We start from the raw sequence: 15789 nt of genomic DNA, 5'->3' as shown, positions 1-15789 counted from the left end.
CCGGGGGTGGACGGAGCCGTGTCGCCGGTTCGCCACTCGTTGGGAGTCGCTACTCCCGCCGGCTGCCGGGCTGGGGGTCGACGTGCGGGTCGGGCATCAGGTCCGCGAACGGCTGGTCGTCGATCCACTCGACCAACTGGACCAACTGGTCGGTCGCCGCCTCGAACAGTTCCGCGCCCTTCTCGGGCGTGGCGTCGGTCTGGTCGCCGAACACGCCGTTCTCCGAGTTGTCGATGCTGTCGTAGAACGTCCGCGACCCCGCGGTTCGGAGTTCCTCGGGCGCGAGCGTCGCCCGCCCGCCCTCGTGGGCCGCGTCGAGTTCTCCCTCGCGGACGAGGTCCTCGGCGATGTGCATGACCATCGCCGTCTCCTTCGGACCGCCGTGGGGACCGTTGGTCTCGAACGCCTCGTCGACGAGGTCGGGGATCGACTCGTCCCACATCCACTCGACGGCGTAAGCGGTCTCGTCGCGGCGGAGCCGCCGCCCCACCTCGCGGAGGTGCTGGACGTTCCCGCCGTGGGCGTTGACGTAGACGACGCGGTCTATCCCGTGGTACGTCAGGTTCCGGGTGAAGCTCTCGACGTAGTCGCGGAACACCTCGGGCTCGACCCACATCGTGCCGTGGAACTGGCGGTGGTGCTCCGAGACGGCGATCCGGACCGGCGGGGTGCAGAGGTGGCCCGTCCGGTCGGTCGCCGCGCGCGCGAGCGCCTCCCCGATGAGGTAGTCGGTCGCCAGCGGCAGGTGCGGGCCGTGCTGTTCGGTCGACCCGAGCGGGACGACCGCGAGCGACTCCTCCGCGACGTACTCGCCCAACTCGGGCCAGGTCTGCTCCGAGAGGTACACGTCCACCCCCAGTGAGAGCCGACGCATGAAGCCGCGGGAAGCGGTCAGTCGCTCGCGGCGTCGACACCGGCCCGGCGGCGTGGGGCGCGCCGCCGGCGTCGGCGGCGTCCGCAGGCGCCGCCGAGCCACGGGCTCCCCGCACTCCGCGGAATCCGGGGAGTTCGGGGGCGCTCAGCGCGTTCGGGGTGTTCGGGGAGTTCGCCACCCTTTTGCTCCGCGCCCCCCACTTCCGGGCCATGTTCGGTGGAGGCGGCATGAACCCGCGGAAGATGGAACAGATGATGAAGCAGATGGGGATCGACGTGACCGACATCGACGCCGAGGAGGTCGTCATCCGGACGGCCGACGAGGAACTCGTCTTCGACGGCGCGGAGGTCACCCGGATGGACGCGCAGGGTCAACAGACCTACCAGGTCGTCGGCGACCCCGAGTCGCGCCCCCGCGGCGAGGGCGGCGCGAGCGCCGAGGCCGGCGCGGACGACGCGAGCGCCGAGTCCGGCGCGGACGACGCGAGCGCCGAGTCCGACGCCGACGCCGAGGCGGTCGAGTCGGCCGACGAGATTCCCGACGACGACGTGGAACTCGTCGCCACGCGGGCGGGCGTGAGCCGCGACGAGGCGCGCGAGGCGCTCGAAGCCGAGGACGGCGACCTCGCGGCCGCCATCTCGCGACTGGAGTGAGCGGCCCGGGCAGTTCCGACGGCGCGACCGACGGGACGGACGGACGCGACGAGCGCGACCCCGACACGGCCGGGACGAGCCTCGCCGCAGTCCTCCTCGTCCACCCCGACTCCAGCCGCGAGTACGTCCGCGCGCCCGGCGAGGAACTCCAGACCGACCTCGGCGTGCTCACGGTGCCGGCGGACGTCGAGTCGGGCGACCTGCTGGAGACGCACCTCGGCGAACCGTTCCGCGCCCGACGGCTCCGCGGGCCGGACCTGTTCAACCACTTCGAGCGCACCGGCGCGCCGATGATGCCCCGCGACATCGGCCTCGTGGTGGGCCACGTCGGCGCGCAGTCCGGCGACCGGGTTCTCGACGCCGGCACCGGGACCGGCGTGCTCGCGGGCTACCTCGGCCGCCTCGGCGCCCGCGTCACCACGTACGAGCAGGACGCCGACTTCGCCGCCGTCGCCCGCGGCAACATGGAACTCGCGGGCGTCGCCGACCGCGTGGACGTTCGGACGGGCGACGTACGCGACGACCTCGACGCCCTCGCGGGGAGCGACGCCGACGCCGACACCGAGTCCGACCCCGACTCCGGCTCCGGGTTCGACCTCCTGACGCTCGACACCGCCGACGCGGCCGCCGTGGTCGAGCGGGCGCCCGACCTCCTGGTCTCGGGGGGGTACTGCGCGGTGTACGCCCCGTTCGTCGAGGACGCGCGCGCGGCCGAGGAGGCGGCGCGCGCGGCCGGTCTCGCCGGCGTGGAGACGCTCGAGACCATCCAGCGGGAACTCAACGTGGACGAGCGCGGCACCCGCCCCTCCACCGCGGGCGTGGGACACACGGGCTACCTGACTTTTGGACGGGTAGAATAGCGAAAATTAAAGGCGGATCGTGACCCAGAAGGGGTGTGACGACCCCCCCGTCGACCCGCGACCGACCGCTCGCCGAGCGACTCCTCCGGGGGGGTGACCCGCTCGTCGTCGGCCCGCCCGCTGACCTCGTCCGGACGCTCGTCGACGCGCTGTACGACTCCGAGGCGTCGGCGCGGCTCCTCCTCGCGGACGCGACGGCCGCGGAGGCGTTCGCGGAGTTCCTCACGGCGAGCGGTGCGGCCGAGACCGTCGCGGACGGCCGGCTCGAACTCCGGACGCTCGCGGGGCTCGACGAGAGCCTCACCGTCGGCGCGGGGGCGGCGTACGCCCACGTCCGCGTCGGCGACCGCATCGAGACGGTCACCGTCGCGGACGGCGAGACGGTCGACGCCGTCCGCCGGGCCAACGAGGAGCGGTGGGCGGCCGGCGCGCCGTTCCCGCTCGACGCCCCGCCGCGCTCGCGGCTGGTCGACTCGCTCCGCGCGGAGCGGCCCGACGCGGGCGCGACGCTCGCGGGCGCGCTCGACGCCGTCGAGACGCTCCGCGGCGACGACCCGCTCGACCCCGTCCTGCTGTGTACGCTCGTCGGCGCCCGCCACGGCATGCTGTCGATGGACCTCGGCGAGTGGGCGGGCGACGTCGACTTCTCCAGCCGGACCGAGATAGCCCGCGCGAAGAATCGCCTCGTGGACGCGGGGCTGGTCGAGACCCAGCGCGTCCCGCAGGGCGTCGGCCGGCCGCGCCAGCGGCTGGTGCTCGCCGCGGACGCGCTCACGGAGCTCCCGCCCGCGGAGTTCGTGGCGGCCGCGCGCGCCCGCCTCGCGGGCGAGGACCACGTGGACGCCGGTTCGGAGCGACGCGGCTGACGGGCGCGACCGGCCCGGCTCGCTCTCCACCCCGCTCCTACTCCCCTTCGCCCGTCCGCTCCGCCGGCGCTACCGTCGCGCGAATCAGGTCGAACAGCTCCGCCTCGAACGCGTCGGCGTCGAACGCGGCGGCGAGTCGGTCCGCCGTCTCGGGGTCGGCGGCGTCCCGGACGGCGGTCGGGAACGCCCCGCCCGCGAGCGTGTACGACCCGTCGCTCCCGTCCGGGCGGACCGCGACCCAGCCGCGGACGCGCGCGCTCGCGCCGCCGAGCCGACAGACCGCGTCGTACGACGACGCTCGCGTCGCCCCGTCGAACGCGCCGTCGGCCGACCGGTCGTCGGCCCGCCGCACCGCCGAGAGGCCCCGGTCGGCCAGTCGGTCGGCGAACCCGGCGCGGGCGCGGTCGGCGACCAGCGCGGTCAGCGCGCGCGAGACCGGCGGTGCCGGCCGGAGTTCCAGCCGGCTGGCGACGAAGAAGCGCCACGGGTAGTCCAGCCCGGTCGCCGAGAGCAGCCGCTCGCGGAGCGACCCGTCCTCGAAGACGAGCGTGGCCGTCTCGACGCGTACGAAGCCGGCGTCGAACGCGACCCCGTCGGCGCGTTCGATCTCTCGCCAGCCGCCGCTGTCGAGCGCGTCCGTCGGCACCGGCGGCGGGCTGGGCGCCATCGACCGATCGACGGCCGCGGGGCGCATAACTCGGGGGGCTGCCGACCCCCGGTCGCGCGCTCGCGCGGGTGGCCGCGCTCGTACGGCCGGTCGGCCCGCCGCGCCGGCTGGTTCGGTGATTTTAAACGACTCGGCGCCCCAGGCTCTACAATGGCTTTTGAGGAACTCCTGGAGGACCCGGTGATCCAGAAGTACCTCCACGAACTCGTCGGCCCGACGGGGATGCCGGTGGCGGCCGCGCCGCCGGACGGGGAGGTCACCGACGAGGAACTCGCGGAGGAACTGGGGTTGGAACTCAACGACGTCCGGCGCGCGCTGTTCATTCTCTACGAGAACGACCTCGCCTCCTACCGGCGGGTCCGCGACGAGGACTCGGGGTGGCTCACCTACCTGTGGACGTTCCAGTACGACAACATCCCGGAGAACCTCGAAGAGGAGATGTACCGCCTCCTCGAGGGGATCGAACAGCGCGAGGAGTACGAGTCTGACCACCAGTTCTACCTCTGTGAGGTCGACTCGATCCGCTTCGAGTTCGAGGAGGCGATGGAGTTCGGCTTCGAGTGTCCCGAGTGCGGGTCGCCGCTGGAGTCGATGGAGAACAGCCGGCTCGTCGAGGCGATGGAGTGGCGGATCGACCAGTTGCGCGAGGAGCTCAACGTCGACTCCGAGGAGCCCGAGGCACAGGCGTAGATGGTCGTACTCGCCACCAAGTGCTACGTCTCCGGCGAGGCCCGCGAGCGCGCGCTCGACGGGATGACCTCGTTGGTCGCGAACGACGTCGGCGAACTCGACGTCGACGCCGATGTTGGCGTCCGCCGCGACGACTTCGTCTCCGTGACCGTCGAGGGTGCCGACGAGACCGTCGCCCGCAACGTCCTCCGCGAGCGCTGGGGCGAGGTGACCGACCACTTCGACGACGGCGAGGTGTACCGTGGAACGCTCGAGCGGTGGGACGACGAGGGTATCACCCTCGACGCCGGCCGCGAACTCCGGGTCCCCTCGTCGGAACTCGGGTTGGGCGCCGGCTCCCCCTCGCAGGTCCGCGACCGGTTCGGACTGGTCCAACACCTCCCGCTCCGGTTCGTCTACCGCGAGGAGGGACCGAACGAACTCGCCGACGCCGAGCGCGACCGGCTGTACGACTGGACCCGCGGCACCGGCCGCGTCAACGTCAACAGCGCGACCCGCGGCGAGGTGCGCGCGACGGTGAACCGCGCGGGCCACGCCCGCGACATCGTGACGGTCGAGCGACTCGGCCTGCTCGAACAGAGCATCGTCTGTAAGGAGGGGACGGACCCGCCGGGCCTGCTGTCGGCCATCGGCGGCTACCTCCCCGCGGAGCTGAAAGCCGTCATTCCGTGAGCCGACGCAACCGCGTCCTCGCGGTCGTCGCGCTCGTCGGCCTGCTCGGGCTGTCGGGCTGTCTCGGCCTGTTCGGCGGCGGCAGCGTCGGCGACGACCGCCTCGACCGTGCGCCAGCCGGCGACGACTACGCGTGGAACGCGAGCGTCGACGCACACATCACCGTCCTGAGCGACGCCACGTTCGAGGCGGTCTACCGGGTCAACGGCTCGGAGGCCACGCTCTACCGGCCCGACGGGCTGGGTGGACGGACCCCCCTCGACGTGCGCGCGGTCCGCTACCAGTACCCCAACGGGACGGTCATCAACGGGTCGACGCTCGCCGCCCGCGGCGGGGTCACGCAGAACCGCGACGAGGTGACGGTCACCCTGCCCGCGGACGTTGAGGGCGGCCGCCTCGCCTTCACCGCGGGGAGCACCCCCAAGCGGTTCAGCCTCCCGACGTACGTCGACGGCTCCTACGAGGTGGTGCTCCCGCCGGGTCGGGACGTCAGCCTCCCCGTCTTCGGGCAGATATCGCCCGGCGACTACGACACGCCCGTCCGGACCGACGACCGGGACCGCGTCCACATCACCTGGGGCGACGTGACCGCCGACTCCGTGACGGTGCAGTTCTACCAGCCCGGCGACCTCCGGATCCTCGGGGGGCTGGTCGCGCTCGCGGGCGTCGTCGGCGTCGGCGGACTGCTGTACTACCGGCGGCAGATCGAGCGGCTCAGACGGCTCCGGGAGGAGCACGGACTCGACGTCGACACCGACGACGACGACCGGCAGGGGCCGCCGCCGGGGATGGGCTGAGCGGAACACGGGGCGTCGACGCGGAGCCGCCCCGACCCGTCCGCGGCCGGGAGCGGGGCGCGCCCGCGGACTTATTCTCGCGGCGACCCACGGACGGGGTAGAGACATGGACGCCGCAATCGTCACCGTCGGCGACGAACTCCTCTCGGGAGAGACGGTCGACACCAACGCCTCGTGGCTCGCCGCCCGCCTCGCGGAGCGGGGGGTCGACGTCGAGCGCGTCACCACCGTCCCCGACCGGGTCGACGACATCGCCGCCGCCGTCGCGGAGTACCGCGGCGCGTACGACGCGGTGCTCGTCACCGGCGGGGTCGGCCCGACCCACGACGACGTGACCATGGACGGGGTCGCGGCCGCGTTCGGCGTCGAGTTGGCCGCCGACGAGGAGGCGCTCGCGTGGCTCGCCGACCACGGCGGCTACGCGGGCGACGACCTCGACGAGGGCACCACCCACCTCCCGGCGGGCGCGCGCCCGCTCCACAACGAGGCGGGCGTCGCGCCGGGCTGTGTTATCGAGTCGGTGTACGTGTTCCCGGGCGTCCCCGCCGAGATGGAGGCGATGTTCGAGGGGGTCGCGGGCGAGTTCTCGGGCGAGCGGCGCTACGCGGAACACGTCGAGACGAGCGAGCCGGAGTCGACGCTGCTCGACCGGTTCGAGACGCTGCGCGCGGAGTTCGACGTGACGGTCGGCTCGTACCCCGGCGACGGCGTCCGCGTGAAACTCGCCGGCACCGACCCCGCGGAGGTCGAGCGGGCGGCCGCGTGGCTCCGCGAGCGGGTCGACCCGGTCGGAGAGTGAGACGGCCGGGCGCGTCGGCCGGCGTCAGCTGTACAGGTGTGCGAGCCAGCCGACCGTGATCAGCAGGCTGGCGACCAGCACGACGGCGGCCGTCGGCGCCACGGGGAGCGCCGCCGCGGCCTCGCCCTCGGCCGACTGCAGCAGGAACAGCGCGGTGTTCATCTGACTCGGGGCTACCGGTGGGGCCGACATAAGCGTGTCCAAACGGGGCGCCGGCGGCCATCGCCGCCCGAGTCGCTCGGGCCGTCCGCTCGGAGCTACTCGCCCGGCTTCGACCCCCGTTCGCGCTCCTCGCCGACCGCTCGGTCGTACTCGGTGGCGAGACCGTCGAGCGCCTCGTGGTGTCGGGTGGTGTGGGGCGCGGTGAGCGGCGACACCGACACCCGTCCCTCCGCGACCGCGCGCCGGTCGGTGCCCTCGGGGTCGGGCAGGCTGCCGTCGACCATCCGGTCCCACGTCCGGTCGTGGAGGACGACGCTGTCGCCGTCGCGTTCGGCGGTCATGTCGTACACCGTCGACGGCCGGGTTATCTCCATCCCCTCGGCGTCCGCCCACGGCGCGTTCACGTTGAGGTAGTCGGTCCGCTCGAACACGCCGGCGTCGAGCGTCCGGTCGGCGAGGTAGCGCGCCGCCGTCACCGCTCCCCGGTAGTCGGCCTCCTCGGTCGCCAGTTCGCGCCAGTCGGTGTCGCTCCCCGCGGGGACGTACAGCGACACCGCCATCGCGGGCACGTCGAAGAACGCGGCCTCGACGGCGGCGCTCACGGTACCGGAGCGGCCGAGGACGTACGCGCCGATGTTCGCGCCCTTGTTACAGCCCGCGACAACCATGTCCGCGTCGGGACACAGCGACTCCAGCCCCGCGACGGCGCAGTCGGCGGGCGTCCCCTCGACGGCGTAGCCGAGTTCGTGCTCGCGGACGTTCACCTCCGTCGAGAGCGTCCGTCCGACCGCGCTGCGGTCGTCGGCGGGTGCGACGGCGACCACCTCGCCCACGTCGCTCAGCGCGTCGTACAGCGCGCGAAAGCCCGGGCTGTCGATGCCGTCGTCGTTCGTCAGGAGGTAGCGTGGCTCCCCGCGCGCGCTCGTTCCCATGGGTGGGCGGTTTCGGCGGGCGAGCAAAAGCGCGTCGGGTGGCGGGGCGCGCCGTCGCCCGTCGCGTCGGTGACGAGCGTCTCCGGGGTCGCGCCGCCCGACTCGGAACGGTCCCGAGTAGCGGGCGGTCCCACCGCAAGACACACGGGGGCACGCGAGTAGTCCCACACATGGGACTCGGTAGCACCGCCAAGCGGGTCCAGAAACTCGCCGACCTGGCCGAACAGTTGTACACGAAGGTGAACGAGATGCGCGCCGAGGTGAACGAGATGCGCGAGACGGTGTCCGCGACCGACGCACGCGTCGGCGAACTGGAGACGGAACTCGCCGAACAGCGCGCGCTGGTCGAGGCGCTCGCGCGCGAACGGGGCATCGACCCCGGGGAGGCGACGGCCGACGTCGACCCCGCCGAAGCGGGCGCGGACGCCGACCCCGGCGCCACCGGTCCCGGCGCCGGGACGGCCGACCGCACCGACGGCACGGGCGACGCGAACGCCGGCGACGCGGGCGCGGGCACCGGACCGAACGGGGACTGAGCCGACACCCCGGCGGTAGCCACCCCTCGGCCTCGGGCCGGTCGACCCGCCGTCCCGCGGATGGTAAGATACGTAACCGGGGGCAACATTTGCGAGCACGTGACGACACACCGCGAGCCCCTCGACTCCGTCCTCGACGCCGTCGGGGAGACGCCGCTGGTCCGGGTCCACGCCGCCCCCGACGAGGTGCCCGTCTACGCCAAACTGGAGTCGTTCAACCCCGGCGCGTCGGTCAAGGACCGCATCGGGGCGTACATGCTCGAACGGATGCTCGAGGAGGGGACGCTCCCGCCCGGCGGGACGGTGGTCGAACCCACCGCGGGCAACACGGGCATCGGCTTCGCGGTGGCGGCGGGACAACTCGGCGTCGACGCGGTGTTCGTCGTCCCCGAGCGGTTCAGCGTCGAGAAACAGCAGTTGATGCGCGCGCTCGGCGCGGAGGTGATCAACACCCCCAGCGACGACGGGATGGGCGGCGCCATCGACCGCGCGCACGAACTCGCCGAGGAACTCGACGACGCCGTCGTCCCCCAGCAGTTCTCCAACCCGCTCAACGCCGAGGCGCACTACGAGACCACCGCGCCCGAGGTGTACGACGCGCTCGACGGCGAGGTGGGCGCGCTGGTCGCGGGCTGTGGCACCGGCGGGACGCTGATGGGGATGGCCGACTACGGACTCGAACGGGACCCCGAGACGCACGTCGTCGCGGTCCAGCCCGAGGGGTCGACGTACGGCGACCTGTTCGGCGAGGAGACGGAGGGCGACGAGTACAAGACCGAGGGCATCGGCACCCACGACGTCTCCACCAACCGGCTGTTCGACCCCGAGGCGGTGGACGACCTCAAGACGGTGCCCGACCGCGAGACGCACGCCGAGATGGGTCGAATCGCCGCCGAGGAGGGACAGCTGGTGGCGTCGAGTTCCGCCGCCAACTCCCTCGCCGCCTGCGAGGTGGCCCGCGAGATACGCGACGGCGCGGTCGACGCGCCGTACGACGCCGTGGTGACGGTGTTTCCCGATTCGAGCGAGCGCTACCTCTCGAAAGGGGTGTACCGCTCGTTCGAGGAGTGGGAGGGGTAGCGGTCGTCGCCCGGGCGGCGTCTATCGTCCCGGCCTCGGGGAACTCCCCCGTTCGGGGTCGGCGGCCCGTCTCCGGTCCGGGTCGCGACTACTCCGCCCCGTCGGTCCCGGGACCGAGCCGGTAGCCGCAGTTCGAACACCGGCGTTCGGCCCGCCACCCGCCGCCCGTCGTGTACCGCTCGGTCCACGGCTCTTCGGCGCCGCACTCGGGGCAGACGCGGGGTGCGTCGGCGGACCCGCTCACGGCTGGTCCGTCGGGCCGGGCGAGGAGCGGGGTCTCGTCGTCATCCCAGCAGCCGGCCGTGTTCCACCTTCATACACCGGTCCTGCGTCGTCGTCAGCCCGGCGTCCTCGGCGCGCGCGAGCGCGCCGTCGTCGGTGATGCCGAGTTGGAGCCAGACGCCCTCCACGTCGCCGCGCGCCTCCCTGCGTTCGACGACCTCCTCGACGATGCCCGCCACCTCCTCGTCGGGGCGGAACACGTCGACGAGTCGCACGTCCTCCTCGACGTCCGCGAGCGAGTCGTACGCCTCCTCGCCGAGTATCTCGTCGGCGTACGGGTTCACCGGGACCACCTCGTAGCCGTGGTCGGCGAGGTACGCGGGGATGTCGTGGGCCGCCTTCCCGGGCGTGCTCGAACAGCCGATGACGGCCACGGGGTCGAGCAAGAGCAGTTCGCGGAGTCCCTCGTCGTCGGTGACGGGCATGGTCGCCGGTAGGGGCGCGCGGTCGATAAGCGTGCGGTCGGCGCCGGCCGGGTCGGTCGGGCCGGCGGCGCCCCGCGGCGGGCGAGTAAAGGGCTGGAGCGTGGCGCTCAGACTCGGGTGAGCGGCGAGCGGGGAACGGGGAGCGTGACGTTCAGACGCCCGCGAGCCGGATCTTCGGTTCGTCGTCCTCGCGGGTCTCGACCACGCCGTCGAACAACTGTTTGAGCGTGTTGATCGTCTGGTCGTCGTGGGCGGTCGAGTCGATGCAGTACAGCCCAAGCCCGTTGACGCTCTGGACGCGGCCGGTGAACACGTGGAGGAAGCGGAACACCGTCTGGAGGTCGGTGTACATCAACAGCGTCGACAGCGAGTGGAGCATCACGCGGTTCCGCTCGATCCCACGATCGTTGTGGAACTCCTCTAAGAACTCCGAGAACTTGATCCCGATGCCGGTGAGGTCGACCGGCGAGGAGGTGTACTTCACCCCCTCGTCGAGTTCGTCACCGACGCCGTGCTGGTGGGTGACCGTGTCGACGACGCCGACCGGCTTGCCCTCGTAGTCGACCCGGCGGCCGAACCGGTCGAGCAGTCGCTCGGCGTTGTCCTTCGTGGTGACCATGATGGCCCCCTCGCCGTTGCGGGTCCCCTCGGCGAGTACGTCCAACGCCAGTTCACGCTTGCCAGTCAGCGGCGCGCCCGTGAACAGGACGTTCGACCCCGGGTCGATCTCCGCCCCGAGCGCCTCGACCTCATACATGCACGTCCCCTGCGGGGGTACCCGCCCCGACCCGCCGGTCTCGTCGGTCCGCTCGGGGGTTCGGACGACTCACGGTCATCGAGTTACTGGTACATACCGTGAGCAGGTATTATTCTTTGTGATTACGCAATCGTTCACCCGACGACCGTAACCAGTCGGCCGGCGGCGAACGCCGCGGCGGCGAGGAACGTCCCCCGCTTGAGCCAGCGCTGGGCGGTACCGGGGTCGCGGAACGCCCACGCCGTCGCCCCGAGCATCACCGCGTCGGCGGGGACGACCAACGCGAGGTACGCCGCTCCGAGCGTCCCACGGGCGTAGGGAAACCCGCTCGCGGCGACCGCCGCCGTCATCGCCACCACGGCGAGCGTCACCGTCGCCCGCTCGCCCGCGACGACGGGGAGGGTTCGCAGTCCCTCCTCGCGGTCGCCCGCCACGTCCTCGACGTCCTTGACGAGTTCGCGCGCGAACGTCGCCACCGCCGCGAGCGCGAACAGCGTCCACACCGCCGACCCCAACCCCTCGACCGCCGCCGCGCCGAAGAGGAACGTGCTCCCGGTGAGGTAGCCGACGACGGCGTTCCCCACGCCGGGCAGTCCCTTGAACAGTTCCGTGTACGCGAGCAGCGCGAGCAGGTTCACCACCGCGATGGCGAGCGCGAGGCGGGGGAGCGCGGCCGCCGCGACCACCGCCGCGACGAACAGCGCGAGCGAGAACGCGAGCGCGCCGCGCGGACTCACCCGGCCGCTGGGGATCGGCCGGTCGGGACGGTTCAGCCGGTCGATCTCCCGGTCGAAGTAGTCGTTGACCGCGTTGCCCGCGCCGGTCGCGAACGCCGTCGCGACGGCCGCGAGCGCCAGCGGCACCGGTCGGCTCGTCCCCACCGCGACGAACGCGCCGATGGCGGTGAGGACGGCTGCGGCGACCGCGTTCCCCGGACGGGTGAGTTCGAGGTACCCGCCGACGCGCGCGCTGGCGTCCGTCATCACCAGCGACTCCCGCGTCGTCCGGGATAAAGGGCGCGACACGCGCCGAGCGGCCCGCTGGTCGTGGGTGAGTCCCTGCGGGGGCGCGACCGCGGCGGCCGACGACCGAGCTACCGGACCGGGGGTCGAACGTCGAACCCCGCTCACGCGGGGCGACCCCCGCGGAACGACACCCGGCGCCACGTGTCCGCCAGTGGAGCGACGTGACCGTCGCGCGGACAGCCCGACCACCGGGTGGCCACCCCGCTCGAACCGACTTTCGACCTGCGGGCCCACCACCCCGACAGTTCTGGCCGTCGTCGCCACTCGGTGCGGATCGAGACCGGTGTTCGAACGTTCGAGGCCGGTACCGGCCGCTCCCCGTCGCCGTTCCCGGTGCCCCGCGCCACTCGCCGTCCTCCCTCCCGCCGACCACCCGTTCGGGTCGCCCTCGCCCGCACCGTTAAGCCGTCCGGGGTGTGACTCGCTCGCGTGCCCGACCGCCGCTTCTCCGTCGCCGACCCGCCCGCCCCCGACCACGCCCTCGACGACGACGCGAGCCTCCACTACGCGTGGGACAACGGACTCGACCCGGCTTTGACCGTCGCGCCGGGCGACGTCGTCGAGTTCGGCTGTCGGGACGCGTACGACCGACAACTCCCGCGGGAGCCGACGGTCGACGACGTGCGCGCCGTCGAGACGGACGGCCACCCGCTCACCGGCCCCGTCGCTATCGAGGGGGCCGAACCGGGTGACACCCTGCGGGTCGACCTGCTCGGGTTCGAACACGAGGGCTGGGGCGTCTCGGCCGTCCCGCCGGGTGAGCGTGGCGGCGGGCTCCTCCCCGAGGAGTTCCCCGACCCGCACGTCCGGGCGTGGGACCTCGACTGCGAGGCGGACGGTACCCCGGTCGCCCGGTTCGCCGACGAGGACGCGCCCGACGTGGCCGTCCCGCTCGCGCCGTTTCCGGGCAATCTGGGCGTGGCGCCCGCCGCCGACGGGCCGCACGACACGATGCCGCCGCGGGCGGTCGGCGGCAACGTGGACGTCAAGCACCTCACCGCGGGCGCGACGCTGTACCTCCCGGTCGAGACCGAAGGCGCGCTGTTCTCCGTCGGCGACTGCCACGCCGCACAGGGCGACGGCGAGGTGTGCATCACGGGTATCGAAGCCCCGATGTCCGTCACCGCCCGGTTCGACGTCCTCGGCGACCGCGCGGTGACGGCTCCGGAGTTCGAGACGACCGGCCCGTTCACCCCCACCGGACGGGACGAGCCGATGTACGCGACGACCGGTATCGCCCCCGACCTGATGGAGGCGACGAAGGAGGCGGTCCGACGGATGATCGCACACCTCCACGACCGCCGGGGGTTCGCCCGCGAGGACGCGTACGTGCTCTGCTCGGCGGCGGTCGACCTCAAGATAAGCGAGGTGGTCGACGCACCCAACTGGACGGTGACCGCGTACCTGCCCGAGTCGGTGCTGGCGTGAGTCGACGCGAAAGGAAAGCGTCATAAACGGCGCACGAGAAACACGGTCGAGGGCGCTTAGCTCAGCCTGGACAGAGTACTTGGCTTCGGACCAAGCTGCCGCGGGTTCAAATCCTGCAGCGCCCATACATTTGGTGTACGATACTCGCCATACAGCGTGGCGATTATCGATCGAACAAGCCTGATTTTGCTTTCGTACTCGCGGCGAACCTCTGGGTGTACGAGGAACCACTGCGGTTTTTCGGAACGCGGATCAACCGACTCATGACGGTCATTCGATTGACGGACGGGAGTCTGTTCGCGCAATCGCCCGCAGAACTCACGCCGGCCGTCAAGAAGGCCCTCGACGAACTGGGCCCAGTCAAATTCGTCGTGCCGACGAGCAAACTCCACGGCCACCTCTACATGGAGCAATACAGAGACGCGTACCCGGACGTGAAGTTGTTCGCCGCGCCCGGCCTCCCCGCACGACACCTGGACGTACGCTTCGACGGACTCCTCGGGAGTACGCCGGACCCGCGGTGGAGCGCGGACATCGATCAGGTCGCGCTCATGGGAACTGGTGGATTACCGAACTCTCCTGCTACCACCGTCAGAGCGGTACGGTCATCCTCGGAAACCTCGGCTACCATATCACCAGCGAGAGTTCAATCGAGATGCGGATTCTCGGGCGCATCGGTGGGATCTACAACCGGATCGGGTAACCCCTCGAATACAAGCTCACCGTGAAGAACACGGAGACGTTCCGCGACGCGGTCACTCGCGTGCTTGAGTGGGAGTTCGACCGTGTCATCCCCGGCCACGGCGAACTCATCGAATCCGGCGGGAAAGACGCAGTCCGAGACGGGTTCCAGTGGATCCTCACGTAAGGGGTTCTCGTTAGAGCGTGTCGAACGAGTTGAGTACGTCAGCCGTCGTGTACGTCTCGACCAAACTCTGTTCGTCGAAGTCGGAGTCGTCACTCCAGATGGCCGCATCACTGGCGATCGCACACGCCAGGTAGAGGACGTCGTTCGGGTCGGTATCGCCGATCGCGTCGTCTGCGTTCTCGATAGCCGAATAGAACTCGTCTGCGGGGACGACGTCGATGTACTGGAACAGGAGGTCGACGAACTGTTTCACGCGGGCGGGCTCCATTCCGGACTTCTCCACGATCAACTCCTCGTAGTTCCCTAGTTCCTCGTGGACGAACGCGGGCGTCAAGAGGTGGGTTCGAGCGTGACGATGAGTTCACGGGTTTTCGAGTCCGCGATGAGCGCAGAGATGACGACGTTAGCGTCGATGACGAGCTTCATTCGGCGGCTCAGGTCGACTCCTCGTCAACGCGCTTGCGTCCACTCTCGTTTATCTTGTCGGCGAGTTCCTGGACGTCACTCTCGGTGAGGTCGTCCATTACTTCGAGCGCCTCGATCTTCTCCTCGATGGCCTGCCGCGTGACCTCACTCCAGTTAATCTCGGGATGGTTGTTCATGCGCTCTTTGAGGTCATCGTCCACGTTGACCGTGATACTCGGCATACACAAAACTATGTGGACACAGAATACTGTGTCTTCCGGTGCATCTCAGATCTGCTAACTTTCGCTGTCACACGCCTCAGAGGTCGATTCGTTCGACACTCGAACTGGAGCCTGCAGCGCCCGTGTTTTTCCGACGAACGAGGTGAGGAGTGAAAACTGGACCGCGAAGGATTTGAACTAGACGACGGCGACTTCTAGTCGGAAGCGCAGCCAAAGAGGCGCCGTCAGCATCCGCTCGTGTCGAGGACGCCGTTGAATTCGCCCAGCACGTCGGTAACGTCCCCTTCGACGGAACGACACTCTCTTTCCCCGCTGACGCACCGCTGTTCGCCGGCGACTCTCGCTTCCGCGTCGAACCGCTTTACGAAACCGATGCGGAGAGTCTCAAGTTCGTCAACGGTCGTCTCGGCTCTCACCCGAAGGAAGTCGGTCAGAAAGGCGTCCACGAACCACCAGCGTCGTTCAACAGTCTCTACGTCTCCCTCCAACAACTCGAAGGGGGCAGGCCGATTCGTTCTGGGACACGTTCTCGCGGAAGCTCAGGCCACCGTCGCCCAGTCCCTCGGCAATTCGCTCCTTGGAGACGTAGACCCGGACGAGACTCGTGATCGTGAACCCCATGATGATCGCCCACGCCGCGGTCCACAGAAAGTCCCCACCGATACGAAGGGTTTCAAGCACGCCATCGATCATCGTCGCTCATCTGGTTCTAGCAACGTACGTATCCTCTATCGCAGTTTCACTTAACACTCCACTGTTCAGAGGCTTC

Annotated in this window: 22 protein-coding genes, 1 tRNA gene and 2 pseudogenes; 13 read left to right on the top strand and 12 right to left on the bottom strand. The window is 70.8% G+C overall.

Features of this window, described 5'->3' with window-relative positions; all coding sequences use genetic code 11:
• Positions 1–49 precede the first annotated feature (49 nt).
• Positions 50–847 (bottom strand): creatininase family protein, encoded by a 798-nt coding sequence (locus K933_RS10825; RefSeq protein WP_049947800.1) that lies wholly within the window; start codon positions 845–847, stop codon positions 50–52.
• 236 nt (positions 848–1083) lie between these two features.
• Between K933_RS10825 and K933_RS10820 the strand changes: the two genes are divergently transcribed.
• Genes K933_RS10820 through K933_RS10810 form a run of 3 tightly spaced genes read left to right on the top strand, consistent with a single transcriptional unit; the run spans position 1084 to position 3253 of the window.
• Complete coding sequence (locus K933_RS10820; RefSeq protein WP_049947799.1) at positions 1084–1527, top strand: nascent polypeptide-associated complex protein; 444 nt, start codon at positions 1084–1086, stop codon at positions 1525–1527.
• On the top strand, positions 1524–2387 hold the full coding sequence (locus tag K933_RS10815) for a methyltransferase (protein ID WP_023394774.1): 864 nt from the start codon (positions 1524–1526) through the stop codon (positions 2385–2387). Before K933_RS10820 ends, K933_RS10815 begins: the two co-directional genes overlap by 4 nt.
• A 35-nt stretch (positions 2388–2422) precedes the next feature.
• Complete coding sequence (locus K933_RS10810) at positions 2423–3253, top strand: transcriptional regulator TbsP domain-containing protein (protein ID WP_023394773.1); 831 nt, start codon at positions 2423–2425, stop codon at positions 3251–3253.
• A 37-nt stretch (positions 3254–3290) separates the two neighbouring features.
• Here the strand turns inward: K933_RS10810 and K933_RS10805 are convergent, their stop codons facing one another.
• Positions 3291–3920: a hypothetical protein gene (locus K933_RS10805; protein ID WP_049947798.1), complete on the bottom strand. Its 630-nt coding sequence runs from the start codon at positions 3918–3920 to the stop codon at positions 3291–3293.
• A gap of 150 nt (positions 3921–4070) precedes the next feature.
• Between K933_RS10805 and K933_RS10800 the strand changes: the two genes are divergently transcribed.
• The 4 genes from K933_RS10800 to K933_RS10785 all read left to right on the top strand — a co-directional run bounded on the left by K933_RS10800 (position 4071) and on the right by K933_RS10785 (position 6878).
• Entirely contained in the window at positions 4071–4610 is a 540-nt protein-coding gene (locus K933_RS10800) for a transcription factor TFIIE subunit alpha (protein ID WP_023394771.1), read from the top strand.
• The gene (locus K933_RS10795; RefSeq protein WP_023394770.1) at positions 4611–5282 is read left to right on the top strand and encodes a DUF2110 family protein; all 672 of its coding nucleotides are present in this window, start codon (positions 4611–4613) and stop codon (positions 5280–5282) included.
• Positions 5279–6079 carry a DUF5803 family protein gene (locus tag K933_RS10790; RefSeq protein WP_023394769.1) on the top strand — a complete coding sequence of 267 codons (801 nt, stop codon included), beginning with the start codon at positions 5279–5281 and terminating at the stop codon, positions 6077–6079. The genes K933_RS10795 and K933_RS10790 overlap by 4 nt, the downstream gene beginning before the upstream one ends.
• A gap of 106 nt (positions 6080–6185) precedes the next feature.
• Complete coding sequence (locus K933_RS10785; RefSeq protein WP_023394768.1) at positions 6186–6878, top strand: competence/damage-inducible protein A; 693 nt, start codon at positions 6186–6188, stop codon at positions 6876–6878.
• 24 nt (positions 6879–6902) lie between these two features.
• Here K933_RS10785 and K933_RS18750 read toward each other — a convergent pair whose 3' ends face one another.
• Positions 6903–7040: a hypothetical protein gene (locus K933_RS18750; protein WP_200862320.1), complete on the bottom strand. Its 138-nt coding sequence runs from the start codon at positions 7038–7040 to the stop codon at positions 6903–6905.
• 95 nt (positions 7041–7135) lie between these two features.
• Positions 7136–7972, bottom strand: a complete 837-nt coding sequence (gene surE / locus K933_RS10780) for a 5'/3'-nucleotidase SurE (RefSeq protein WP_023394767.1) — start codon at positions 7970–7972, stop codon at positions 7136–7138.
• 170 nt (positions 7973–8142) lie between these two features.
• On the opposite strand from surE, the gene K933_RS10775 reads away from it, so the two are divergent.
• Together K933_RS10775 and K933_RS10770 are read left to right on the top strand one after the other, a co-directional pair.
• On the top strand, positions 8143–8508 hold the full coding sequence (locus K933_RS10775) for a DUF5798 family protein (protein ID WP_023394766.1): 366 nt from the start codon (positions 8143–8145) through the stop codon (positions 8506–8508).
• Positions 8509–8607: 99 nt separating this feature from the next.
• Positions 8608–9588, top strand: coding sequence for a PLP-dependent cysteine synthase family protein (locus K933_RS10770; protein ID WP_023394765.1), 981 nt, complete (start codon positions 8608–8610; stop codon positions 9586–9588).
• Positions 9589–9676: 88 nt separating this feature from the next.
• Here K933_RS10770 and K933_RS18745 read toward each other — a convergent pair whose 3' ends face one another.
• The 4 genes from K933_RS18745 to K933_RS10755 form a co-directional block, all read right to left on the bottom strand.
• On the bottom strand, positions 9677–9832 hold the full coding sequence (locus tag K933_RS18745; protein ID WP_200862319.1) for a hypothetical protein: 156 nt from the start codon (positions 9830–9832) through the stop codon (positions 9677–9679).
• A gap of 40 nt (positions 9833–9872) precedes the next feature.
• A complete protein-coding gene (locus K933_RS10765) occupies positions 9873–10295 on the bottom strand; it encodes a CoA-binding protein (RefSeq protein WP_023394764.1) in 423 nt (140 codons plus the stop codon).
• Positions 10296–10446: 151 nt separating this feature from the next.
• On the bottom strand, positions 10447–11052 hold the full coding sequence (locus K933_RS10760; RefSeq protein WP_023394763.1) for an RAD55 family ATPase: 606 nt from the start codon (positions 11050–11052) through the stop codon (positions 10447–10449).
• A gap of 134 nt (positions 11053–11186) precedes the next feature.
• On the bottom strand, positions 11187–12035 hold the full coding sequence (locus K933_RS10755) for a geranylgeranylglycerol-phosphate geranylgeranyltransferase (RefSeq protein WP_023394762.1): 849 nt from the start codon (positions 12033–12035) through the stop codon (positions 11187–11189).
• Positions 12036–12506: 471 nt separating this feature from the next.
• On the opposite strand from K933_RS10755, the gene K933_RS10750 reads away from it, so the two are divergent.
• The 4 genes from K933_RS10750 to K933_RS18740 all read left to right on the top strand — a co-directional run bounded on the left by K933_RS10750 (position 12507) and on the right by K933_RS18740 (position 14373).
• A complete protein-coding gene (locus K933_RS10750) occupies positions 12507–13505 on the top strand; it encodes an acetamidase/formamidase family protein (RefSeq protein WP_023394761.1) in 999 nt (332 codons plus the stop codon).
• A 50-nt stretch (positions 13506–13555) separates the two neighbouring features.
• Positions 13556–13630, top strand: a tRNA-Arg gene (locus tag K933_RS10745).
• A gap of 90 nt (positions 13631–13720) precedes the next feature.
• The gene (locus K933_RS10740) at positions 13721–14233 is read left to right on the top strand and encodes a hypothetical protein (RefSeq protein WP_200862318.1); all 513 of its coding nucleotides are present in this window, start codon (positions 13721–13723) and stop codon (positions 14231–14233) included.
• Complete coding sequence (locus K933_RS18740; RefSeq protein WP_023394760.1) at positions 14230–14373, top strand: hypothetical protein; 144 nt, start codon at positions 14230–14232, stop codon at positions 14371–14373. The genes K933_RS10740 and K933_RS18740 overlap by 4 nt, the downstream gene beginning before the upstream one ends.
• Positions 14374–14383: 10 nt before the next feature.
• Here the strand turns inward: K933_RS18740 and K933_RS10735 are convergent.
• From K933_RS10735 to K933_RS10720, 4 genes and pseudogenes are all read right to left on the bottom strand, one after another.
• Positions 14384–14799, bottom strand: a pseudogene (locus K933_RS10735) (PIN domain-containing protein).
• Positions 14800–14807: 8 nt separating this feature from the next.
• A complete protein-coding gene (locus K933_RS10730; RefSeq protein WP_023394759.1) occupies positions 14808–15020 on the bottom strand; it encodes a hypothetical protein in 213 nt (70 codons plus the stop codon).
• A gap of 224 nt (positions 15021–15244) precedes the next feature.
• Complete coding sequence (locus K933_RS10725) at positions 15245–15466, bottom strand: hypothetical protein (RefSeq protein ID WP_023394758.1); 222 nt, start codon at positions 15464–15466, stop codon at positions 15245–15247.
• A gap of 91 nt (positions 15467–15557) precedes the next feature.
• Positions 15558–15713: pseudogene (locus K933_RS10720) on the bottom strand (permease); the annotation flags it as partial.
• Positions 15714–15789 lie beyond the last annotated feature (76 nt).

The organism is Candidatus Halobonum tyrrellensis G22, from assembly GCF_000495475.1.
GTDB lineage: Archaea > Halobacteriota > Halobacteria > Halobacteriales > Haloferacaceae > Halobonum > Halobonum tyrrellense.
This window is presented reverse-complemented; position numbering and strand designations above follow the sequence as displayed.